16 protein-coding genes are annotated in these 22709 nt (G+C 62.6%); 2 read left to right on the top strand and 14 right to left on the bottom strand.

The genetic code is table 11. The annotated features are described in order from the left end of the window. Positions 1-151: 151 nt before the first annotated feature. From ACX80X_RS14475 to ACX80X_RS14500, 6 genes are all read right to left on the bottom strand, one after another. Positions 152-1525, bottom strand: a complete 1374-nt coding sequence (locus tag ACX80X_RS14475) for an MFS transporter (protein WP_252601853.1) — start codon at positions 1523-1525, stop codon at positions 152-154. Positions 1526-1564: 39 nt separating this feature from the next. Further along, positions 1565-3040 (bottom strand): NAD-dependent succinate-semialdehyde dehydrogenase, encoded by a 1476-nt coding sequence (locus tag ACX80X_RS14480; RefSeq protein WP_252601854.1) that lies wholly within the window; start codon positions 3038-3040, stop codon positions 1565-1567. A gap of 19 nt (positions 3041-3059) precedes the next feature. After that, on the bottom strand, positions 3060-4310 hold the full coding sequence (locus tag ACX80X_RS14485; protein ID WP_252601858.1) for an iron-containing alcohol dehydrogenase: 1251 nt from the start codon (positions 4308-4310) through the stop codon (positions 3060-3062). A 167-nt stretch (positions 4311-4477) separates the two neighbouring features. Beyond that, the gene (locus tag ACX80X_RS14490) at positions 4478-6373 is read right to left on the bottom strand and encodes a helix-turn-helix domain-containing protein (RefSeq protein WP_252601861.1); all 1896 of its coding nucleotides are present in this window, start codon (positions 6371-6373) and stop codon (positions 4478-4480) included. An 819-nt stretch (positions 6374-7192) separates the two neighbouring features. Next, complete coding sequence (locus ACX80X_RS14495; protein WP_252601864.1) at positions 7193-8704, bottom strand: CoA-acylating methylmalonate-semialdehyde dehydrogenase; 1512 nt, start codon at positions 8702-8704, stop codon at positions 7193-7195. Between the two features lie 121 nt (positions 8705-8825). Beyond that, positions 8826-9986, bottom strand: a complete 1161-nt coding sequence (locus ACX80X_RS14500; RefSeq protein ID WP_252601868.1) for an iron-containing alcohol dehydrogenase — start codon at positions 9984-9986, stop codon at positions 8826-8828. 137 nt (positions 9987-10123) lie between these two features. Here ACX80X_RS14500 and ACX80X_RS14505 point away from each other — a divergent pair, with 137 nt between their 5' ends. Further along, on the top strand, positions 10124-11029 hold the full coding sequence (locus ACX80X_RS14505) for a LysR family transcriptional regulator (protein ID WP_252601871.1): 906 nt from the start codon (positions 10124-10126) through the stop codon (positions 11027-11029). A 1266-nt stretch (positions 11030-12295) separates the two neighbouring features. On the opposite strand, the gene ACX80X_RS14510 is transcribed toward ACX80X_RS14505, so the two are convergent. The 5 genes from ACX80X_RS14510 to ACX80X_RS14530 form a co-directional block, all read right to left on the bottom strand. Next, a complete protein-coding gene (locus ACX80X_RS14510) occupies positions 12296-13684 on the bottom strand; it encodes an MFS transporter (RefSeq protein WP_308216203.1) in 1389 nt (462 codons plus the stop codon). Between the two features lie 101 nt (positions 13685-13785). Next, positions 13786-14469, bottom strand: a complete 684-nt coding sequence (locus ACX80X_RS14515; protein WP_252601874.1) for a TetR/AcrR family transcriptional regulator — start codon at positions 14467-14469, stop codon at positions 13786-13788. A 48-nt stretch (positions 14470-14517) separates the two neighbouring features. Then, positions 14518-15606 carry an Ldh family oxidoreductase gene (locus ACX80X_RS14520; RefSeq protein ID WP_252601877.1) on the bottom strand — a complete coding sequence of 363 codons (1089 nt, stop codon included), beginning with the start codon at positions 15604-15606 and terminating at the stop codon, positions 14518-14520. Between the two features lie 2 nt (positions 15607-15608). Continuing rightward, the gene (locus ACX80X_RS14525) at positions 15609-17165 is read right to left on the bottom strand and encodes a flavin-containing monooxygenase (RefSeq protein WP_252601880.1); all 1557 of its coding nucleotides are present in this window, start codon (positions 17163-17165) and stop codon (positions 15609-15611) included. A 28-nt stretch (positions 17166-17193) separates the two neighbouring features. Beyond that, a complete protein-coding gene (locus ACX80X_RS14530) occupies positions 17194-18048 on the bottom strand; it encodes an alpha/beta fold hydrolase (protein WP_252601883.1) in 855 nt (284 codons plus the stop codon). A gap of 141 nt (positions 18049-18189) precedes the next feature. Here ACX80X_RS14530 and ACX80X_RS14535 point away from each other — a divergent pair, with 141 nt between their 5' ends. Next, positions 18190-19146 carry an NADP-dependent oxidoreductase gene (locus ACX80X_RS14535; protein ID WP_252601886.1) on the top strand — a complete coding sequence of 319 codons (957 nt, stop codon included), beginning with the start codon at positions 18190-18192 and terminating at the stop codon, positions 19144-19146. 13 nt (positions 19147-19159) lie between these two features. Here the strand turns inward: ACX80X_RS14535 and ACX80X_RS14540 are convergent, their stop codons facing one another. From ACX80X_RS14540 to ACX80X_RS14550, 3 genes are all read right to left on the bottom strand, one after another. After that, entirely contained in the window at positions 19160-20512 is a 1353-nt protein-coding gene (locus ACX80X_RS14540; protein ID WP_459312494.1) for an MmgE/PrpD family protein, read from the bottom strand. A 143-nt stretch (positions 20513-20655) separates the two neighbouring features. Continuing rightward, a complete protein-coding gene (locus ACX80X_RS14545) occupies positions 20656-22182 on the bottom strand; it encodes a tripartite tricarboxylate transporter permease (RefSeq protein ID WP_252601892.1) in 1527 nt (508 codons plus the stop codon). A gap of 1 nt (position 22183) precedes the next feature. After that, a complete protein-coding gene (locus ACX80X_RS14550) occupies positions 22184-22702 on the bottom strand; it encodes a tripartite tricarboxylate transporter TctB family protein (RefSeq protein ID WP_252601895.1) in 519 nt (172 codons plus the stop codon). Positions 22703-22709 lie beyond the last annotated feature (7 nt).

The following is a 22709-nucleotide window of genomic DNA, read 5'->3' on the forward strand; positions in this document are numbered from 1 at the left end:
AGAACGTGCGGAGTACAGTGTTCGCAACATCTGGCGACTCTCGCAGCCGGCTCCGACGATAACCGCGGGCAGACCACCTCAGGCGCAGCAAGAAGGGCGCCGTCCAGGTCTACCTTTGACCCGGACGACGCCCGCCTTACTTAAGGGAGTATCAGTTAGCGCTGACGCGCTCCTGGGCAATCCCTGCGTTTTTCTCGTCCAGCTCCTGGGCAGCGGCGATGCGCCGGTCCAACTTCTCGAGTGTTTCCGGTGCGAGGAGTGTCGCCACAACCGTGATGACGCCGATCACGCTGAAGTAGAGGATCACCCAGCCGGGTTCGCCGTTTCCGGCGGTGAGTAGCGCCACGGCGACCAACGGCGCGATGCCGCCAGCGAGAACCGAGCCGAACTGGTAGCCCATGGACGCGCCACTGTAGCGCAGCTTTGTGGAAAACAGTTCCGCAAAGAAGGCGGCCTGGGGTCCGTACATCGAGTTGTGGAAGACCGCGAGCCCGATGATGATGGCGAGTGTTGCCAGCAGTGCGCTGCCACTGTCCGTCATGACGAAGTAGAGCGGGAAGAACAGGAGTCCGCCGATGGAACCGAACAGGTACAGCGGCTTGCGCCCGATCTTGTCCGAGAGGATCGCCCACAGCGGGACGGCAAAGACGCCGATGGCCGAGGCAATCAGAACGGACATCGTGCCCTGGTTGGCCCGTTCGGCGCCGAACGTCTTCATGATGTAGACCACGGAGAACGTCGTGTACAGGTAGAACGCGGAGTTTTCTGCCAACCGCATGCCGACAACGAGCCAGATGCCCTTGGATTCCTTCTTCATGGCTTCGCCCAGCGGCTTCTTCGAGGTCTGCTTTGTCGCAACAAGTTCTTTGAAGTCGTCTGAGTCCTCGAGCTTGGCGCGAACGATCAGGCCGATGACGATCAGGACCACGCTGAGCAGGAACGGCACTCGCCAGGCCCAGGCATCGAATACTTCTGCGGGCACGGAGGCCTTGACGATCAGGACGCTCGAGTTAGCGAGCAGCATGCCTGCCGGGACGCCCATCTGCGTGAAGCTTCCGAAGAATCCGCTGCGTCCGGGAGGGGCGTGCTCGATGGAAATGACGGCCGCACCGGCCCATTCGGCTCCGGCGCCGAAGCCCTGAAGCAAGCGCAGCACCGTCAGCAGGATGGGAGCCCAGACTCCGATCTGTGCGTAGGTGGGAAGCAGCCCCATGGCCAGCGTGGCGAAGCCCATGATGAGCAGCGACAGCACCAGCATGGGCTTGCGGCCGATTTTGTCGCCGAAGTGGCCGGCGAACATGCCGCCGAAGGGACGTGCGGCGAAGCCGACGGCATAGGTGACAAAGGCCAGGAGGAGACCGGTCGCCGGGTCCTGTTCGGGGAAATACAGCCGGCTGAAGACGCCTGTCGCGGCGAGCAGACCGAAGATGTAGTAGTCATACCACTCGATGGTGGTGCCCGCGAAGCTGGCGAGCGGTACGCGCCAGGGTGCTTTCGTTTTGGCTTTGGTATTGGAGATCGTCATTGGTCTTTTCTTTCGGATGGAAACGAAGGGAGCGGCTGGCTACCAGTCGAGGGCGATGTATTTGGTTTCGGTGAAGTCCAGCAGGCCCTGATGGGCACCTTCGCGGCCGAGGCCGCTCTGCTTGACTCCGCCGAAGGGTGCTGCGGGGTCGGAGACGAGTCCCCTATTGAGGGCCACCATGCCGCTTTCGATGCGTTCAGAGACCCTGAGTCCGCGGCGAAGGTCCTCAGTGAAAACGTAGGCTGCGAGGCCGTACTCGGAGTCGTTGGCGGCGGCGATGACTTCGTCTTCGGTGTCGAAGGGGATGACCGAGGCCACCGGGCCGAAGATTTCCTCGCTGACCATGCGTGCCTGTAGCGGCACGTTAGTTACGACAGTGGGCGGGTAGTAGTATCCGGCGCCGTCGATGGCCTTGCCGCCGACGAGGAGCCTGGCTCCCTGGCTGACCGCGTCGCGGACCAGCGAGTCGACTTTGCGGACGCTCGCCTCATCGACGAGCGGCCCGACCTCGGTGTCTGCGTCGGTGCCCGGGCCCACGCGCATTGCGCCCATTCGTTCGGCCAGCCGGCGGGCGAACTCGTCGTGGATACCGCGCTGGACGTAGATCCGATTGGCTGCGGTGCAGGCCTGGCCGCCGTTGCGCATCTTGGCGATCATGGCACCTTCGAGGGCCAAATCGAGGTCCGCGTCATCGAAGACCAGAAACGGGGCGTTGCCGCCGAGTTCCATAGAGCACTTGAGCACGTTGTCGGCCGCCTGGCGCAGCAGGTGGCGTCCGACGCTGGTGGAACCGGTGAACGACAGCTTGCGAACCCGGGGGTCCGCAAGGATCGGGGTCATGACCTCGCTTGTCTTGCTCGTGGTGATGACGTTGACCACGCCCGCCGGGGTTCCCGCATCGATCATCAGTTGGGCGATCGCCAGGGCGGTCAGCGGCGTGAGCGTGGCGGGCTTCAGCACGGCGGTGCAGCCAGCGGCCAGCGCCGGCGCCAGCTTCCGGGTGGCCATGGCCGCCGGGAAGTTCCAAGGGGTGATCAGCACGCAGACGCCGATGGGCGGGTGCTGGACAAGGATCCGGTTGGAGCCCGACGGCGAGACGGACACATCTCCGATGATCCGGACCGCTTCTTCGGAGTACCAGCGGAAGAATTCGGCGGCGTACGCCACTTCTCCGCGGGCGTCGGTCAGGGCCTTGCCGTTTTCGAGGGAGATGAGGTGGGCGAGTTGCTCGCTGCGCTCGGTCATCAGTTCGAAGCAGCGGCGCAGGATTTCGGCGCGGCGGCGCGGCGGCGTCGCGGCCCACTCCGGGAAGGCTGCTGCCGCGGCGTCGACGGCGGCGAGGCCGTCCTCGACGTCGGCGTCGGCGATGCCGGTGATGACGGAAGCGTCGGAGGGGTTGATCACCTCGACGGTGTTACCGCCGCTGGCGTACTGCCAGTTCCCGGCGATCAGCAGCTGGCGGGGCACCGTCAGCCCGTCGACGTCGAGCGGTTCATGGGTTGAAAGAAGTGTCATCAGTGGTCCTTATCCCTGATCAGCGGATGGTGCGGTCGCCGGCGTAGGCGGCGTGAACGATGGAGGTTACGGCGTCGAGATCAAGCCGCACGGGGTTGTTGTCGATGAGCCGCTTGGAGTTCAGCGACAGCTTGGCGATCTGGGCGAGGTCGCTTTCCTGCACGCCAAGGTCCTTCAGCGTCGGAGGCAGCTCGATGGCGGCGATGACCTCGTCGATTGCATCGACGCCTGCGACGGCGGCGGCGCGCGGGTCCAGTCCGCTGATATCGCGCCCCAGGGCTTCAGCGATCTGCGCCAGCTGCGGCTGGATCGCCTCGAAGTTGTAGCGGACGACGTAGGGCAGCAGGAGGCCGACTCCCACACCGTGGGGGGTGTGGGTAAGTGCGCCTACCGGGTACTGGATGGCGTGTGCCGCGGCGGTTCCGGCATTGCTCAGGACGACACCGCCGTAGAGTGCCGCGAGCATCATCCCGGCACGGGCCTCGGTGTTTTCCGGGTCCTTGTAGGCGGTCACCAGGCTGCGGCCCACCAGCCCGATGCCGTTCAAAGCAATCGAGTCCGTCAGGATGTTCTTGCCGACGAAGACCCGTTCCGTGGCCAGCGTGGAAGTGGGTTCCCGGGTGATGGCAGTGAAGGACTCGACCAGGTGCACGAAGGCATCCGCACCGGTGGCGGCCGTCAGGGACGGGGGGCAGGAGTAGGTGAGTTCGGGATCGCACACGGCGGCGAACGGGATGATGTGGGGGCTCGAGATGCCCATCTTCATGCCCAGCTCAGGATCGGAGACGACGGCGATTGCCGTCGCTTCCGAACCCGTGCCCGCTGTGGTGGGCAGAGCGATGACCGGCTTGGTGGGGCCGGGAACGGCGAATTCGCCGTAGTAGTCGCTAGGCTTGCCGCCGTGCGTGAGCAGCACGGACACGACCTTCGCCATGTCCATGCAGCTGCCGCCGCCGAAACCGATGATGACATCGATCTCCTGGCCCTTGAGCTCCTCAACGCAGGCCAGGATCCCCGGCGTCGGAAGCTCTGCCTGGGTATCCCCGTATACCCGTACGGTCAGGTCCCGGTTCTCCAGGCTCCGGACCAGGGCCTGAAGTTCCTCTGAGACGGCCAGCCGCGGATCGGTGCAGACGAGGACGTTGGTCCCGAATTCGGCTGCGATATCGGCGACGGCGAAACGCTGCTGGGCGCCGACGACGACACTCCGCGGCAGCCGCAGGACGCCGAAGGTTGCGGGACGGATACCCGCTGCATGCGCACACGACATTGTGAATGACTCCTAGAGATGGGATGAGCGGGCTGCCCGAAAGGCGCCGCAGATCTCAGCATTCCAGAACCACGTGACACTCACCATGTGATTCCGTGCCATATAAAGCCACTGTACATGTGGTCCGGTGCCATATGCTTTGGTTCGGCGGAAAGCAGGCCCGCTGGTCAGGAACCGCCGGAGCTGACGCCGGCTGTCTTCATCCGCCATAAGCGCAGCGCCACTTGGACGTCAAGGGAACGGCTTCCCCGGCGCCACGGGGCACCGATCAGGGCGTCTATCCGGTCCAGCCGTTGCCTAAGGGTATTGGGGTGGATGTGGAGGGAGTCGGCCGCTTCCTGGATGGCGCCACCGTTTTCCTGGAACGTCCACGCTGTGAGGACCAACTGCGTTCCCCGCCGCTCGTCGTAGCTCAGAAGTGGCCCCAGCTGTGCAGTGAGCAGCTGTCCAGCGAAGGGGCTGTCCATCGCTCCGAGTAACATTCCTGCGGTACCCAGGGCGGCCCGGTCCGCTGCCTCGCCGTTGCGCGAGAGGGCCTGCAGCGCACGGAGGACGGCGTGGGCTTCGGTGTGGGCCGCGGACAGCCGGGCAAAGCCGGTCACTGGTTCTGATGTCCCGACGCTGGCCGTGATGCGGCGTCGTTTCAGCTCGTCAATGATGGACTGGCCGGTGTGTGCGGCACCGCTGGCTTCATTCGGGCGGCTGTCGCGTCGTTCGAAGGGTTCAATGATGCACAAGTGTGATTCGTGCAGGGCGATGATTCCCGGGACCCCGTCGGGTCGATGCCTCAGCACGGAGAGTGCCCGTTGGCGCTGGTCGTCGCTGACCCCCACCACGCGCACCACGAGCTGGAGGTGGTTTGCCAGACCGAACTGCCCGGCCCTGCGGGTAAGCGCTGCCGCGTGTTCAGAGCGGGGGCTGAGCAGGTCATCGATGAGTTCCAGCTGCAGCCGGTATTGGGCGTCCTGGAATGTGCGTTCTAACAGCAGCGACACACTGAGCACCAGGGCGCTGCGTTCCAGGACCGCGAGCCGGGCCGGGCTGAGTTGCTCCGCGACGATGAGGGAGGCGAGGTGCTGGTCGCCCGCTACGGCGGACATGACGGTGTATTTCTTGTCCTTGACCTCGAACTGTACGGCCGCCCTCCTGGCCGCAGACTCCTCAGCGGCGCTCAGGGCCGGGAGGCTACCGAAGTCACCGTCCGATGCGAGCCCCGCCAGCGGCTCGCCCATGGGAGAGACCAAAAAGACAGGAGTGTCCAGGGACTCGGCCAGCAGGTTGAGCAGGTAGGGAAGGCTGCCGGTTGAGGCCAGGGTTTCCATGAGCCGCCGGTCCAGGGTTGAGAGCTCCTCCAGGGCCCGTACGTGGGCCAGGTTCTGCCGCTGTGCTTGGTCCAGTCGGGTGAGGGCGCTGGCCATTTCACTGAAGTAGCGGGCGTTCTCCAGCGCGACGGCTGCGTGCGTACCAATGGATTCCATCAAGGCCACGTCGTCACTGCTGAACTCGTGCGCATGCCTGTCGGCGACCAGGAGCGCGCCGATTACTTTCCCTTCTGCGCGAAGGGGGACACCCATGATCGCCCGGACGCCCTCGGCTGCCACAGCAGTGTCGCTGGACTCCAGATGGGATTTAGACTCGTCCATTAAGTAGTCGGCGCTCTGGGAGGGTGCCTCGCCGGTCGCCACGGCGCCGAGCACGCCTACGCCGAGGGGCATGCGGATGTTGCGGAAGAGAGCGGTCGTTGCGCCGTCGGTCACCCGGACGTAGGACTCACCGCTGCCATAGTCGTTCAGGCTCAAGTAGGCGATGTCGCTGCCGATCAATGACCGGGTGCGCCGGACGATGGCCTTGAGTACTGCCTCGACGTCGCGTATGCCGGTCAGGTCGGTGGCCGTATCGTAAAGGACCCGCAGCAGGCCCTCCCGGCGACTCGCCTCCCACAACTGGGCGTTCAACCGGCGTGCCGCCGCCGCAGTGGACTGGTCAATGGCCCCGGCTTCCAGCCAGGCGGACAGCGTGGTCTCCAGATCACCCGCGGAAACACCATGGTCAAGCATAGCCATGAGTTGGCCGGCACCCTTGGTACCGCCTGACGGGCTTCCACCGCTGTGAACGGCAGAACTGTCATTGGCACCCATGAACCTAATGCTAGTCCGTGGGCCACGCTGCCAGAGTCGGTCACCGCGCAATAACGGCCGGACAGAGCTGCGGACGCTGCAGCGCGCTCGTCCAGCCACTCTCTAGGGAAATGTCCCGGGGAAGCGTGGGATGCAGGATCTTGTCCTCGACGATCTCGTCCACTTCCACGCTGAGCCGCGCAGCTTTGCGGAAGCCGGCCAGGACTCCCAGCAGGCATGCAAGGAATAGCGGGGGAGCGCAAGTGCAACAGGCTCCGCGGCCGCCTGGCAATTTATGCCAGCGGGAAAGGGGCGGCGTCGGGCCTGGGAGAGCACGCCTTCGACAGGGCTTTGGGGACCCGAAATGGATGCGGGCCCGACTCGACCAAGCCGTCGCCGGCAGACCACCCAGCATCTGCGCCTGCGGGCACGAGGGCATCGTTCCCGCCTCGTCGATGCAAGACCCGCGTGCCGTCGGTGCTCAGGCAGGAGGACGTAGGCAACACGGAACCGGGCAGCGTGATCGGGGACATTGCTGCCGGACAGGGCAGGAACGTGGTCCTGAACACCTGCCGGTCAGGCGGTGTAGGGGCCGGTGACGCAGGTGTATTGGGCCCCTGCTGTCTCAAGCCCGAACATCTAAGTACTGGATGATCCTGAGGAGTTCGAATGCGGTACAAACCCCGCGGCTCATACTGGGTCAGCAGAGGGAGTATTACTCATCGTTTGCTTCATCTGGCTGAACCCTGTACTTGGGGCGCGCGCCTAGTTGGAGGGGAAGTTGTAGGAAGCGCCGGAGGCGTGGCTTGCTTCGGGCCAGCGCGAAGTGATGACCTTGCCGCGGGTGTAGAAGGAAACGCCTTCCGGGCCGTAGATGTGCTTGTCGCCGAACAGCGAGGCCTTCCACCCGCCGAAGGAGTAGTAGGCCACCGGCACGGGCAGCGGCACGTTGATGCCGATCATGCCCACATCGACGGAGCGCTGGAACTTCCGCGCCGCGGCGCCGGAGGAAGTAAAGATCGCGGTGCCGTTGCCGTACGGGTTGGCGTTGATCAGCTTGATGCCCTCCTCCAGGTCCGCCACGCGGACCACCACGAGGACGGGGCCGAAGATTTCCTCGGTGTAGGCGGACATCTCGGTCTTGACGTGATCCAGCACGGTGGGACCAACCCAGAAGCCTTCCTCATGGCCGGGGACCACCAGGTCGCGGCCGTCCACCACCATGGCGGCGCCGGCGGCTTCTGCTTCGGTAATGGTCCGGACGATGAAGTCCCGGGAGTCAGTGCTGATGACAGGGCCCATGTCGGCGTCGGGCTCCGTGCCGTTCTTGACCTTGACGTCCAGGGCGCGCTCTTGGACCTTCTTGACCAGCAGGTCGGCGGCGTTCCCGACCGCGACGGCGACGGAGATGGCCATGCAGCGCTGCCCGGCGGAACCGAAGGCGGCGGCGGCGAGGTGGTCGGCGGCGTTGTCGAGGTCCGCGTCGGGCATCACGATGGCGTGGTTCTTCGCGCCACCCAGGGCCTGGACGCGCTTGCCGTGCGCGGTGGCGGTCTCCATGATGTGCTTGGCGACAGGGGTGGAACCGACGAAGGAGATGCCGTCCACGTCCGGGTGGGTCAGGAGACCGGAGACGACCTCCCGGTCCCCGTGCAGGACCTGGAACACGCCGTCGGGCAGGCCTGCCTGCTTCCAGAGCCTGGCCAGCAGCATCGCTGCTGAAGGGACCCGGTGGGAAGGCTTAAGGATGAAGGCGTTGCCGGTGGCGATCGCCATCGGGGCCATCCACAGCGGCACCATGACGGGGAAGTTGAACGGGGTGATGCCGGCAACCACACCGATCGGCTCGCGGAACGAGAACACGTCGATGCCGGTGGAGACCTGATCCGAGTACTCTCCCTTGAGCAGCTGCGGGATGCCGCAGGCAAACTCGATGACCTCCAGGCCGCGGCCGATCTCGCCCTTGGCGTCAGAGAGGACCTTGCCGTGCTCGGCCGTGATCAGCTCGGCGAGTTCGTCCACGTGGGAAGCGACGAGCTCGCGGAACTTGAACAGCACGGCGGTGCGCTTGGCCAGCGAGATGTCGCCCCACGTGAGTGCCGCGGCCTTGGCCGCGGCGACGGTTGCGTCGAGATCCTCGCGGTTGGCCAGCCGCAGCTCGGCGCTGACCTGGCCGGTGGCCGGGTTGTAGACGGGCTTGGTGGCGGTGCCTGTACCTGCAGCCTCGGTTCCGCTGATGAAGTGGTTGATGGTGGAGGTGACGGTCGTCGTGTTCATCGGTTTTGTTCTTCCTGGCTTGAGCATCGGGCGTTCATGCGGCCGCACATGCAATATCTGATTAGAGAGCTGTCTCTTGCCGCCCCGCAGCGGGAGCGAGAGGAGGATGTATTGGGATTGGCTAGGCGTAGATGCTGGCGTAAATGTCTTGGATTTGCTGTGCATCGGGAATGACGGGATTGTTGGCGGGTGAACCGGAGGACAGCGCCTGTTCGGCCATGAGCGGAAGTTTGGATTCCCAAGCATGCCGGTCGATGCCGAAGACCTCTGGGGTGGGAACGTCTAGGTCGGCATTGATCGCATGCAGTTCGGCCACGAGCGCTACCGAAGCTTCTCGGTCGGTTGCTGCTGCGGAGGCTACGCCTAGAGCACGCGCGCATTCGGCATATCGTGACTCCGCGGCAGTTACTGAGAATTCGGTTACAGCTGGAAATAGCATCGCATTCGCCAGCCCGTGTGCCACATGGAAGTGAGCACCTATGGGCCTGCTCATGCCGTGAACCAACGCGACGCTGGAGTTGGAAAAGGCGATACCTGCCTGGGTGGCGGCCAGCATCATGGCCTCCCGGGCTGCCTGGTTCGAGCCATCTTCGTAGACCTTTCGGAGGTTCATCCCGATGGTCTTGATAGCTGACAGCGCGAATGCGTCTGAGAAAGGACTGGCCTTCTTGCTGACAAAGGCTTCAATGGCGTGGGTCAGCGCATCGATGCCTGTATCAGCAGTGAGCCGGGGTGGCATGGACAGGGTAAGCGTGTGGTCAATGACAGCAGCCACAGGCAGGAATGCTGCGCCGACGCACAGCATCTTTTCGTTGGTCTCGGAGTCGCTGATGATCGTAAACTGCGTGGCTTCGGAACCACTTCCTGCTGTGGTGGGAATTGCGACAACGGGAAGCGCAGGGCCAATGTTGTTCCTCGGTGCCTTGTAGTCCCGCATCTCGCCGCCTTGCCGGCTTAGGATTCCAAGAGCTTTGGCTGTATCGATTGCGCTACCGCCGCCGAGACCGATGATGATGTCAGCCTCGTGTTCGTGAACCGCTCTCACACCGTCGCTCAGGGAATCGGTGGTGGGATCAGGAACCGTTCCTGAGAATACGGCGACACTCAGCCCGGACTTCCGCAGAGTTTCGGTCAAACTGCCAACCACGCCGGAAGCAACCATATAGGCGTCGGTGACTACAAGCGGGCGGCGCCCTCCGAGGTCGCTGACTAAGGAGCCCGCCTCGTGGATGGCTCCCCCGCCTACTCGCATTAGGCGGGGAAGTGCAATGCTGGCAACCATGAAACACCTTTGTTTGAACACGCCCCTCGCATAGGGCGGTATGTATTGGAATTGCTTCCACGCTCTCATGGTACGGATGCCCAAACAATGACCAAAAGTGCCCATTGGTGTGCATTTCTGCACGATACGATAATCAGATGATCTCTGCTGACGACTTACGCTTCTTCTTGGAGGTATCCCGTACGGGCAAGCTGGTGGCAGCGGCACGTGGACTGGGCGTTGACCACACGACGGTGGGTCGCCGCATCACCCAACTTGAAAAGGCCAGTGGCGCGAGATTGTTCGTGCGCGTCCCGGGAGGGTGGGAGCTCACGGAAGCCGGGGAACGCCTGGCTATCCATGCCGAGGCTGTGGAATCATCCCTGCTGGCCGCCGCCGAGGAACTCGGGTCCTCGGCAGGGCGGCTATCCGGCACCTTGCGGATTGCCGCCCCTGATGGGTTCGGAGCTTTCGTACTCAGCCCGGGACTGGGTAATCTACGAGCACGGTATCCCGACCTCAAAGTGGAAATAGTCACGGCCACCCGCCTCAACCTGTTGGCCTCAAAGGAATTTGATGTCGGCATCTCGCTGGCACGGCCGACGATCCGGGGGGTTGAGTCTTTCGAACTTGCAGAGTATCCGCTCGGCCTGTATGCAAGCGCACAGTACCTTCAACGACACGGGCCCATATCTAACGTGGATGAGCTCCTCAAGCACTCCGTCATCGGCTACGTGGATTCGCTTCTGGACATTCCTGCGCTGCGATTTCTGGACGCAGCACTCCCTGGAGTCCGGCCGGCCATCCAAACGAACAACATCACGGGGCAATGGATGGCCGCAGTTGCGGGGCTGGGTGTTGCAGTCCTTCCCTTTTTCATTGCTGAGCCTGATAGCCGGCTCGTCCATATCCTGGATAAATCGGTAGCTATTCGGAGGAAGTACTGGCTGGCTGTTCCTCGTGAGCTGCAGCGGTTGGCCAGGATCCGGGCGGCCCATCAGGAACTCATGGAGCTGGTCCTCGCCCATCCATATCTTGAGGTAACTTCTTCCATTCCGCACTAGCGATTCATGGAACCGTCCGCCCGAAGCTCCGCCCTCTTCGGCCGCTGCGCTGGCAGCAAACACTTCGCCGAGGATCGGGTGCCCGACGATACGAACTTGCGGCGGATGTGCTCGTTCACGAAACCCAGACCGGGCTCACGAGCGGATCGACCAGCCACGTGGCGGCTGTCCATGCCGATACCCGGGCTGACCCCGCCGCCGGCCTCGTCCACGCCGCTGGTGACATTGGGCAACCGCTGTCCGCCTGAATCCCGCGCCAGCTCCTTGAAGCTGACCTACTGCGTCACTCCGGTGACCCTGTCCCGGACAGTTACGTCATACCCGGACTCGTGGAGCCCAGCCTTACTGTGACAGGTCATTCGTCGCCAGATTCTCCGCCGTTGAAATGAACGGGACGTAGCGTGGGCCGGCGCTGAACGCTGGCTGATTGCTGTCCCGGTCCACTGAACGCCGCCGCCGTTTACGCTAACGAGCTAGGTGAAGCCGGGCACTACACTCCCCAGCCCCTCCAGGAAGAATCAGGGCTGCCGCTGCAACTGCCGCCATGACCCTCAGTGGCGTCCTGCCCGGGCCATGCGACTGGTCCCCTTTGTATGGTGGGTGTCATCGCCCGCCTTCGGTCTACGATGCCATCTCAAACCAACGCCTACAATCAGCAAGAATGATCCGCCGCAACAAGCGCCGGCCTCCACCCGTCGAGATGCCCGGCCTGTTCTCGAGGCTGGCAGCTGCGCCTTGGACAGAAATGTCCATACCTGTGATTGCAAGTGCCACACCCTCATTTCTGGGTGATGGGGGCTGTGGTCCCGGCGCTCCGTCCTGACGGGAGTCGAGTCAATCCAAGGGGCGGTGCACCCGGGGCCTTGCGCTAATAGCTCCGACAGTTGCTACAAGGATTGCGCCCCAGCAGTCCCTTGGAAGGGAAATTCTGCGCTTACTCAATTCCTTCCTCGTCGCTGAAGATGTCGCTGCGCGGCGTGTATCTGGACTGTTTTTGTGTTGCCTCGTGCTTTGGGTTGTGGGGGTGACGGTACGGGCCGCTGCTGATGATCCGGTCGGTGTTGATGTGGACTGACAACGTCCCGCGTCCGGCTGCGAGTCATTAACTGACCGTCACCGCGGCCGCTGCATTTTTGCCTACCGGGCGCCCCGGGATTTCCGGACGGCTCTAGCAGAAAAGTCCCAGGTTGGGTCCCGGTTTGCCCACTTGGCTCCTGACACTGAAATGTAGGTCATCTTGGGTGGCCTTCTGGCCCACGAAAGAGATCAAGGGCTGGTAGCGGAACGTCGCCCGGTCGACCACACAAATACGAACGCCGCGGCGACCGCAAATGCAACACCCGCGAAAGAAAGCAGCGGGTTGTCCCCGGGGGGAAAAGCCGCTATCCAGGCATAGGCAACCGCCATGCCCGAGAACTTGATCATGTTGTGAATTCCGATCCCCAGGCCGGATCTTCCGGGAGGCGACGCTGCCAGCGTCTCGGCCGACAAGCTTTGGACGACTGATATTCCAAAGCCGGCAAGGGTGAGCAGAAGAGTCGCGGTCACAATGATCGCCCCCGGCGTCGGCAGGAGATACACCACTCCCATGCCGATAGCAGCGACCATGTTAGCCAGCAAACCGAGCCTTATCGTCCCATTGATCGATAATCTACGGCACAGAAGACCTGCCATTGGACCGCCCAGGCTCATGGCAATCGCAAGGCAACAGAGAACGACGCCGATGACGTCCGGTCGGGTGTCAAGGTGCGCCGACAGAAATAAGGGTGTGGCTACGAGGAAAGATCCCATCGCAAACATCGCCGCAGCCGCTCCTGCTGCACTTCCGGCAAAGCGGCGATCGATCAGATGGCGGGGGTCGATAAGCCCATCAGGATGTTGCCTGGCTACCCAAACGAAGCCCACGAGCAGGACGCTGCCCAGGAGTCCGCTGAATATCGCCGGAGCTGGCAGCGTCCGCTGTGCCAGCAGCGTAAAGCCGACGACGACTCCTGTGGCTCCGGCGCCCAGCAGAAAGAGGCCAGCAATATTCGTCGGGACCATGCGGTCGATTACTGACGGCAAAGCCGCCAGGAGGAGGCAAAACATTAACGCGCACAGCAGCGAATGCACAATGAACACAGCCCGCCAGCCCAGCGTCTGACTTATGGCCCCGCCGGCCAGAGGTCCCAAAACCTGACCGATACCCAATGCCGAAGCCCACAAGGCAAGTGAGCGTCTGCGCAAGGAAGGCCAGAGTACGATGAGCGATTTCTGTACACCGGAGGCAATGAAACTTGTGGCCAGTCCCTGTACCGCACGCACCGAAACCAGCATGCCTACTGTGTCTGCCATGAAACCCACGACGTCTGCGGCCACCATCAGCCCGAAGGCCCACAGCAGCATCCGCCGGTTTCCGAAACGGTCGCAGCACCATCCCGCCACCGGGACTGCGACGGTCAGGACCACAGTGAAGGCGCTGACCATCAGGACTATTTCAGCGACTGTCGAAGAAAGTTCCGCCCTGATGATCCCCAGGGGCGCGTTAAGTATGTTGCTGGACAGTGTGGCCAGCGTAGAGGACCCCAGCAACCCCCAATATGCAAGCCTCGTGGGCTGGTCGGCCAGCAGCCGCAGAGGTTTCGTAAGGCGCCATATGCCCACTTGCCTGCTCACGGCCCAACCCGACAAGGCGGCGGCTTGGACCGCTGCAAAGACCGAGATTGGCGCGGGCGAAAGTCAGGGCTCGTCATTGCTGTCAGAGATCCCGCCAGAGCTCAGGCTGTACGAATCATCAGCGGAGACAACTGCACCGACAACCGAGCGCCTGTCCTGTCCCAAATCGTCTGCGGCGTAAAGCCTCGGACCGGTGTGCGGTCAATTTCATGGATAAAAATACCGTGGCAGTTTTGGGCGACGAGGTAGGGATCAACGGTCGCGATCAGGGCACCCTGGCTTTGGCCCTCGGCAAGGATAGCTCCGACCATGCGGATCGACCGGTCGCCCTGGGCGATGTTCCGCGCTCCGGTCACGCTGCCGACCTGGAAACCTTCCCGCATGTAGAGCGCGGCGTTATCCGGGTTACGCCGGTAGAACTCGCAGCGGGCACGGTAGATGCTGTAGATACGATCGCAGTACGCCTGTCCGTCATCACGCTTAAGGGATCCGGAGGATGCCAGCACGGCATCCTCCCTCTCGATCTTGGTCAGTATGGCGTCCATCTGATCTCCGTACACCATCATCAGGAGTTCGCGTTTGCTTCCGATGTAGCGGAACAGCGTTGCTTCACCAATTCCTGCGAGCTCTGCGACCTCCCGCGTGGTAATTTTTTCGATGCTCCGCTCGCTGAGGAGCTGCTCGGCAGCGGCCCTGATCCGCTCGGCCTTGCCCAGTTTGGACCGTTCCCGAAGGCTCAGCTGCTGCTTCTTGCCAATCACCGCTGTTACCTGCTTTTGGCTCACGAGTGCTGCCCCTTTGAGAGTCTGATCCGAAACATTCAACCCAGTAAATCAGAAGCCGCCCGGGGAGGCCATCGACTCGGGGACGTTGGAGGCAGGGCCACCGAGAGACCGCTCCAGGTTTACGAGTTCTTCGGCGACGGATGCGTCGATGAAGACCTTGCCATCTCCGGCCGATTCGCGGGCGTTCCATTCAGGCTCGCCGGGAGTGAACACGGCGTTGACACCCGGTGCGCGGCGCGAGGTGCGCACCCGATCAGCCATGGCGGCCACCTGATGGCGGAATTCGTCCGGGTCCGTGAAGGCCCCGATATTCAGGGCCAGAAAGAAGTGGGAACAGTCGTTGGGTTTTTCGGGCCCCGTATACAGTCCCTGAACCCCATCACCCCAAGCACCACCGGAGAGTATTCCGGTGAGAACGTCCACCATCATGGCCAGGCCAAAGCCCTTGGGGCCGCCCATGGGAAGCAAGAGTCCGCGGATCGCTTCGGCGGGATCCGTCGTCGAGGATCCGTCCGGCGCCGTCGCCCAGGATTCCGGGATGCGGGTCCCGTTCTGCTCGGCTGATTTGATTTTGCCAAACGCCGCTTCTGAGAGGGCCATGTCAAGAACAAGGTGGAGTCCGTCGGCGCTCGGCGCGCCGATGGCCAGCGGATTGTTGCCCACGACGGCTTCAGCTCCGCCGATGGCGGCCATGAGCGGACGCGTGTTTGCAGCAGCTATGCCGACGTAGCCGGCGTTCGCCGCCTGCAGCACATACCGGGACGCGGCACCGAAGTGAAAGCCGTGTCTGACTGATACCGCGCCCACGCCGAACGTCCCAGCTTTCTCCATGGCCAGCGCCATCGCCTGGTCAGACGTCAGCGAACCGAGGGCGTGGCGGGCATCCAGCACACAAACCGCACCCTGCTCCCGCACCACCTCTGCCCGCTCATGCTGAGAGACTGAGCCGGCCCGGATGCGCTCAACGTACATAGGCACACGCATCGTGCCGTGGGACCGAACACCGCGGAGGTCCGCCTCCACCAGCGAATCGGTGACGCTTGCCGCCGAGGCCGGAGAGTAGCCCAGCGAGCCGAAGATGCACTCGACCATCGACCGAAGCCAGGATTCCTCAACGGAAACCAAGTCTGCTGACATGGTCATCGTCCGCCGGCGAACATCGGCTCGTCTTGGTTCGAATGGGTCTTCACAATATAACCGGCATCCTTGAAGGTCCCGTTTTCCTTCCGGAACTGGCTCATGAAATCCGGCCAAAGCGTGGTCAGCCGGCCATTCCGGGGGTCAACGTACCAGCTTTCGCAGCCTCCTGAGAGCCAGACGGTGCCTTGGGCGCGTTCATCAATGGTTTTCACGTACTCTTCCTCAGCCTCGGCGGTTATCTCGAGGGAAGAGACGGAGTTCTGCTGCATGTACTTTATGGCCCCCGCTATGTAGGAGATCTGGGTTTCGGCCATGTAGATGATCGATCCTGCGCCCAGGCCGGTATTCGGTCCAAGCATCACAAAGAGATTTGGAAATCCGCTGACTGTGGTGCACGCGTAGGCCTGTCCGCCGTTGCTCCAATGGTCTGCGAGCAAGCCACCGGATTTGCCGTATATCCGGTGGGAAATGGGAAGGTCGCTTGCCTCGAATCCAGTGCTCAGGATGAGGACGTCCAGCTCGTGGCGTTCACCGGTCCGGGTGATGACGGCGTTCCCTTCGATGTGGCTGATCCCGTCCGTTTCCAGGGTGACGTTGGATCGGCCCAGGGCGGGGTAGTAATCGTTGGAAATCAGGATCCGCTTGCAGCCGATCGCGTAGTCCGGGGTGAGCTTTTCATACAGATCCGGGACGGTAACTTGGGTTTTGCGGTGGTTGTCGGCGACTTCGGTGATCTGGTCGATGAAGGCGGGGACGCCCCGGCGCTGGGGGAACCGTGCCTCGTTGCCCCAGAAAAGCTCATCCCTAATCGCCTGTGCCGTGTGGGGAAACTTGCGGAACATTCCGCGCTCGGCGTCGGTATAGAAGTAGTCCAAGCGGGGTATGACGTAAGGAGCGGAGCGCTGAAAGACTGTCAGGTGAGTGGCAGTTTCCGCGATTTCCGGAACGATCTGGATCGCGGACGCGCCCGAACCAACCACTCCGATGCGTTTGCCCTCCAGCTCGACACTGTGGTCCCACTGCGCCGAGTGGAAGATCTCGCCTGTGAAACTGTCGATTCCCTTGATGTCGGGGAACTTTGGATCCGAGAGGTGGCCGGACGCCGTGACCAAGGACTTGCCGGCGAAGGTTCCCCTCGGTGTGGAGACGATCCAGCGTTCCTGGGTCTCGTCCCAGCGGGCGTCAAGCACTTCAGCCCCAAAACGGATATGCGGGATGAGTCCTTCTTCGCGGGCGGCAGCCTGCAGATACTGAAGAATCTCGGGCTGGGTGGCGTAGACCCTCGACCAGTCCGGGTTAGGGCGAAAGGAGTACGAATACAGATGCGACTGAATGTCACACGCCGCGCCCGGATACGTGTTGTCACGCCAGGTCCCGCCGACGTCCTCTGCGCGCTCCAGCATGACGAATGACGGGTTGTTTTCACGAATCAGTTGGATGCCCATGCCAAGACCGGAGAAACCGGTGCCGACGATGATCACATCGACGCTGTTCAACGGATCATTTTCGTGGCTTCGGCCGGCTTCGGCCGATACTGCGGTGTCAGTCGTTTTCATCGGTAGTCCTCGTTTCTGTGATTCTGACTCAAGCGTGGACGGGAGCCAGCACGGCCCCGGCATCATCGGAAGCATGTCCCTGGACGAAATCGTCGATCCGGGTGAAAAGTTCAGCAGGCCGCTCATGGACCACTGCGTGCCCACTGGAAATTTCAACAAAACGCGAGTCATCAATCGCGCCGAACAGCGCGTGACTGTGTCGAATAGGCGCCATCTGATCATCGGAGCATCCGATGACCAGCGTCCGTGCCCGGACGGCTGACAGTTTGGCGGATATGTCCACGGATCTGTTGAGGCGCATCTTGCGCGCCCGGCTGGGGCCGGCCTTAATGCCCGCAATGAGCTTTTGGAGCTCGGCCGGCGGGCGCGTGGCCACGAACCGGGAGCTGAAAGCGGTGAGGAGCATGAACTCGGGCAATGCCCCGGAGTCCGAATCGTGAAGCTGCTGCCAGACGGAGTTCCGCAGCTTCTGCTGCTCGTCCGTTTTCATCCACCCCGCGACCAGAACAAGGTTCCGGACCAGTTCGGGCTGTTCAGCTGCCACCACAGCGGCGACGACAGCCCCCAGAGAATAGCCCACCAGGGTCACCGGCCTGCCCGGCGAAAGTTTGTTGATAACTGCTGACGTCTGACCGACAAAGTGGTCCAAGGCCAGCGGGCCGGATCCCTCCGGAATTTCGTCGACGAAGTCGAGGGCGATCACGCGGTGCCGGAAGGACAACATGGGCAGCAGGGCGGCGAAGTTGTTTTCCGCGCTTCCTCCTGTCCCGTGGAGTAGGACAATAGGCGCCCCGCCTCCGGGCTTATCGCCGGAGTCGTAATACTTGACCTCGACGCCGTCAGCTCTGACGGTGCCCTCGGTTATGCCCGGATAAAAACTCACGCTGCTTCCTTTCACCACGCGTCGCGGAACGGAACTATCTAAACTTTTGATAGAGCACTCACAATGAAGTGTACTATCATTAGTACCATGGTTGTGGTGCCGCTCACAACCCAATTTAGGTTCTGCCGAGGGAGTTATTTCATGAGCGTAGAAAACCAGCTGCGGATGCGAGCGGTTAGCCCCGCTGTCTGGGGGCCGCCCGAAGTTCTCCGCGAAATCGAAGTGGACAGGCCCTCGCCACAGCCTGGCGAAGTGCTGGTGCGGGTCAAAGCAATCGGGGTGAATCCCACTGATTGGAAGAGCCGCGCTACCGGCGGCAGGAAGCTGTGGAAGAACCCGCCAATCCTGGGGTTCGATGTCTCCGGTGTTGTTGAGGAAGTGGCCGAAGGTTCAGTTCTCTTCCATCCTGGTGATGAAGTCTTCGGAATGCCTCTATTCCCTCAACAGGCAGGTGCCTACGCTGAGTACGTTGCCGGGCCGGCCCGGCAATTCGCCCACAAACCAACCGGCCTGGATCATGTCCACGCGGCTGCGCTTCCCCTGGCCGGGCTTACCGCGTGGCAGTCCCTGGTTGATGCCGCCGGCGTGCAGGCCGGCCAGCGCGTGCTCATCCACGCGGCTGCCGGCGGCGTGGGTCATCTGGCGGTACAGATTGCAAAGGCCTTGGGAGCCTACGTCATCGGCACTGCCCGGCGATCCAAACACGAGTTCGTACGCGGCCTGGGAGCCGATGAAGTGCTGGACTATACCGAGACCGACGTCGCCGAAAGCCTGGACAAGGTAGACATTGTTATTGATACGATAGGCGCCGGAACCGGACAGCACTCCATCGGTGCTCTGCGCCCCGGCGGGATCCTCGTTTCCCTGATTCCCCGCAGGCACGGCCCCACGGCAGCAGCGGCCTCCGCTGCTGGCGTCCAGTACACCTTGGTGGTTGTCGAACCCGACCGCGAAGGGCTGAGGGCGCTGGCCCTGCTGGTTGAATCGGGAGAGCTCCGCCCCCACGTCTCGGCCGTCCTGCCTTTGTCGGACGCTCGGGTCGCCCACGAAATGGGTGAGACCGGACGCACGACGGGCAAGATCGTCCTGACGCCGTAGCCTTTGCGGGCATTTACGACAACGAACCCTGCAATGGGGCAGCCGCCCCTTCCCGCATCCGGGAAGGATTGCACAGTGTCAAAAGCTGTGCCGCGTCGGCGCGATTCTCCATGGTGAATAAAAAATTCGTCAAGGCTTCCATGGCCTCCCACGAAAGTCCGGACGCCGGCAGGAGATCGCGGGCCAGGTCAAGAACACCACCCCGGTCGTACTCGACCGCACGGGCAGGGCCCGAACTGATGCTGCGGCCGTCAAGCAAGCGGATCTGCACTGCCGCCCGATGATCCGCTGGTTGGGCTGGCATCGTATCCAGGGCTTGTTCAGGCCTACTCTCAAATTTAACCTTTGCAGCAGCCTTCAGCACGGCCGGATTTCCGTGATCCGCCAGATGGCTGACGTCGAGGCCTCCGTGGACGAGCGCCACCCCCAGGGAGAACTGCATGCTCATCATGGCGGCCGTAGGTGTGGACGGCCGGCCCGGCGCATCGACCCCCGGGTAGCTCCTGTCGCTATCGGCCAAGGAGACGACGATTTCGACGACGTCCCCGGCCGTGAAACGGTGGCTTTGTCGGAGCTCAAGGACTCTTTGAACGGCAGCCTGGTTGATCGCGCACACAGGGTACGGCTTGAGAAGGACATCGCTGATCGCCCATTTCCCTAAGCCGCCCAGGATTGCGTTCCGGTCCGTGCGCTCTTCATCCGCAAACGCCCTGTAGAAACCCGCGGTTCCTTCCAATGCATCGGGTGCGCCCGCCGCTCCTTCCTCTGCCAGCATTGCGGCGTTGAATCCGTTCCTGGCGGCGGCAGCTGTCTGATAACGCCATTCGTCAGTTCCGCGCTTCCACATTTGCGTGATGCCTGCTGAGGAACTGGCCGCAATGGCAAGCGCATTGGCGATTTGCGTCGGCCCTCCCCCGCACGCCTTCGCGACTGCGCCCGCCCCGGCGAAAGGTCCATACAGGCCCGTGGGCCGGAACCCCCGCCGTGTGGTGGCACTTACCGAACTCCGGCCGATGGCTGCGCCCACCTGATAGCCGCCAATCATGGCCACCAGGAACGCGCGGCCGTCCAAGGATCGGTTCTCCGCCACGGCCAACAGCGGCGGTATTACGCAGCTGCCGAAATGACTTACTGAGCCGGGGTGTTCATCGTGCTGGGCGCGTGCGCCCATGAGCAATGAGTTCGTGTATACGCTCGCCTCATTCGGACCGCGCAGGCCATCGGTCAGCCGGGTCGCTGTCGCCGCGCGGGGCGCACCATCCGGCCAGGCCACCCGGTCTTGCCCGGGAACGCTGAGGTTTCGCGCCCCGAGGGCAACAACGAGGTTATGGCAGAGAACGGTCTTGGCCTGTTCAACAACGGCCACTGGCAGTTGCTCGAAGCGCAGGCCGTCCAGATGGGCCGCCAGACCGGCGATGATGGATGATTTATCTTCAGCGGTCACGGCACAACTCTCTGTCCTGATGAAATGGCATCCTAGCTGAGGGGCGTCCGGCCCGATGCAGTCCGCTATTCGGCGGCCACCTTCTCCTGCTTGCTGGCACCGAACCGTGCCGCCAGTCGCCGCCGGCGTTTGCCGACAAACCCGAGGATCACTCCAGCGCCCAGTGCAATGAAGATTGTCAGTGATATTGGGTCGGTCACGAAGATGGTGAAACTGCCGCCGGAGAGCAGGAGCGACTGCCGGACGGAGCTCTCGAGGATCGGTCCAAGAACGAAGGCAAGCACCAGAGGGCCCGGATCAAAGCCGGTCTTTTTCATGAGCCAACCGATAATGCCGAACACGAGCACCACCCACATGTCGAACACGTCATTGCTGATCGAGAAGACACCGACCATGACAACCAGCAAGGCAAACGTGACGAGGATACCGGCACGGATCCGGAGCATCTGGACGAAGAACCCGACCAGGGGAATGTTCAGCGCAAGCAACATCAGGTTGCCGATGAACATGGACGCAATGACCCCCCAGAAAACCTCAGGGTTGTTCGTCATCATCTGCGGTCCGGGCGTAATGCCGTGGACCAGCAACGCCCCGAACAGCAACGCGAGAACGACATTTGAGGGGATTCCAAGCACGAGCAGCGGGATGAAGGCCGAGGTCGAGGAGGCATTATTGGCCGTTTCGGGCCCGGCGACGCCTTCGATAGCGCCATGTCCGAATCTGCTGGGATCTTTGGCCCGGCGTTTCTCCATGGCATAGGACGCCAGGGAGGAAAGTACCCCGCCGCCGCCCGGGAGGATCCCGATGAAGAAGCCAAGCACGGAACCACGTGCAATGGCGCCTGACGAGTCCTTGAGGTCCTTGCGGGACGGCCAGATGTTTTTGATTTTGGAGGTGAAGGCCTGTACTTTCTCCGTTTGCTCCAGGTTGTACAGAATCTCACCGACACCGAACAGCCCCATGGCGACGGCCACAAAGTCCAGTCCGTCGAGCAGCGACGTCTGACCAAAGGTGAAACGAGGCTTGCCCGTCACCAAGTCCTGGCCAATGGCTGAAAGCAGGAGCCCCACCGCGGCCATGCACAGCGCCTTGATCGTGGATCCTGTGCCCAAGGAGGTTACGAGGAAGAGTCCCAGGACCATGAGCGCCACGAAAGCGGGAGGGCCGAAAGCAAGCGCCGCATCAGCCAGCACGGGAGCAAGCAAAACCAGGCCGATGACGGACACGGTCCCGCCGATGAAGGAGCCGATCGCGGAGATACCAAGGGCCGGTCCGGCACGGCCTTGCCTGGCCATCTGATAACCGTCAAAGGTTGTCACTACGGAGGCGGCTTCACCGGGCAACCTCAGCAGCACCGACGTTATTGTTCCCCCGTACATGGAACCGTAATAGATACCGGCCAGCAGGATGACGGCAGCAGTGGGGTCAAGGGTGAGCGTCACGGGCAGAAGCAGCGCGATCGTGGCTGTCGGCCCGAGTCCGGGCAGGACGCCGATTGCAGTACCCAATGCCACGCCGATGAATACATACAGTAGGTTCATGGGGTCAAATGCCACCGAGAACCCCAGGGCGAGGTTGTTCAACGCGTCCATATCAGACTCCAAAAGCCGAGAAGAGTGTAACGACGACGTCCCTAGGGAAAGGAACGCCCAGTGCCACTACGAACAGAAAGTGCATGACCACCGCTCCCGCGACGGCGAGCGGGACCGCCAGCCGCCATGGTTCCTCGCCAAAGGTCTTCAGCCACAGCGTGAGCATCAGAAACGCCGGGATGAGGAAACCGATCATCTGGAAAAGTACGATGAACGCTCCCAGGCTCGCCAAGCCCGCGGCAATTCCCAGGGCGCGGCGGTTCCACTGCTCGCACTCCGACGGGTCCTGGACAAAGAAGAGAACGGCCGCGGTTACCGTCAGAAACACTCCGACGATGAACGGCCACAAGCCGGCTCCCGGCTTGTTCAGCTGCCCCAGTGACAGCTGGTATGCACCAACCATCGCGGCCACACCGACCAACAGCAAGATGATGGGAATTACACGGGGCCATTGCGAGCGGGCGGGCTTCGCAGACACCGTGACCTCCTGGGTCGCCTTGCTCCCTGCTGTGGAAGTCATGATGCTG

This window comes from Pseudarthrobacter sp. MDT3-1 (assembly GCF_054510755.1).

Coding starts and splice junctions, on each gene's coding strand:
- ACX80X_RS14475 (WP_252601853.1), bottom strand. CDS start 1,525: ATGACGATCTCCAATACCAAAGCCAAAACGAAAGCACCCTGGCGCGTA.
- ACX80X_RS14480 (WP_252601854.1), bottom strand. CDS start 3,040: ATGACACTTCTTTCAACCCATGAACCGCTCGACGTCGACGGGCTGACG.
- ACX80X_RS14485 (WP_252601858.1), bottom strand. CDS start 4,310: ATGTCGTGTGCGCATGCAGCGGGTATCCGTCCCGCAACCTTCGGCGTC.
- ACX80X_RS14490 (WP_252601861.1), bottom strand. CDS start 6,373: ATGGCTATGCTTGACCATGGTGTTTCCGCGGGTGATCTGGAGACCACG.
- ACX80X_RS14495 (WP_252601864.1), bottom strand. CDS start 8,704: ATGAACACGACGACCGTCACCTCCACCATCAACCACTTCATCAGCGGA.
- ACX80X_RS14500 (WP_252601868.1), bottom strand. CDS start 9,986: ATGGTTGCCAGCATTGCACTTCCCCGCCTAATGCGAGTAGGCGGGGGA.
- ACX80X_RS14505 (WP_252601871.1), top strand. CDS start 10,124: ATGATCTCTGCTGACGACTTACGCTTCTTCTTGGAGGTATCCCGTACG.
- ACX80X_RS14520 (WP_252601877.1), bottom strand. CDS start 15,606: ATGTCAGCAGACTTGGTTTCCGTTGAGGAATCCTGGCTTCGGTCGATG.
- ACX80X_RS14525 (WP_252601880.1), bottom strand. CDS start 17,165: ATGAAAACGACTGACACCGCAGTATCGGCCGAAGCCGGCCGAAGCCAC.
- ACX80X_RS14535 (WP_252601886.1), top strand. CDS start 18,190: ATGAGCGTAGAAAACCAGCTGCGGATGCGAGCGGTTAGCCCCGCTGTC.
- ACX80X_RS14545 (WP_252601892.1), bottom strand. CDS start 22,182: ATGGACGCGTTGAACAACCTCGCCCTGGGGTTCTCGGTGGCATTTGAC.
- ACX80X_RS14550 (WP_252601895.1), bottom strand. CDS start 22,702: ATGACTTCCACAGCAGGGAGCAAGGCGACCCAGGAGGTCACGGTGTCT.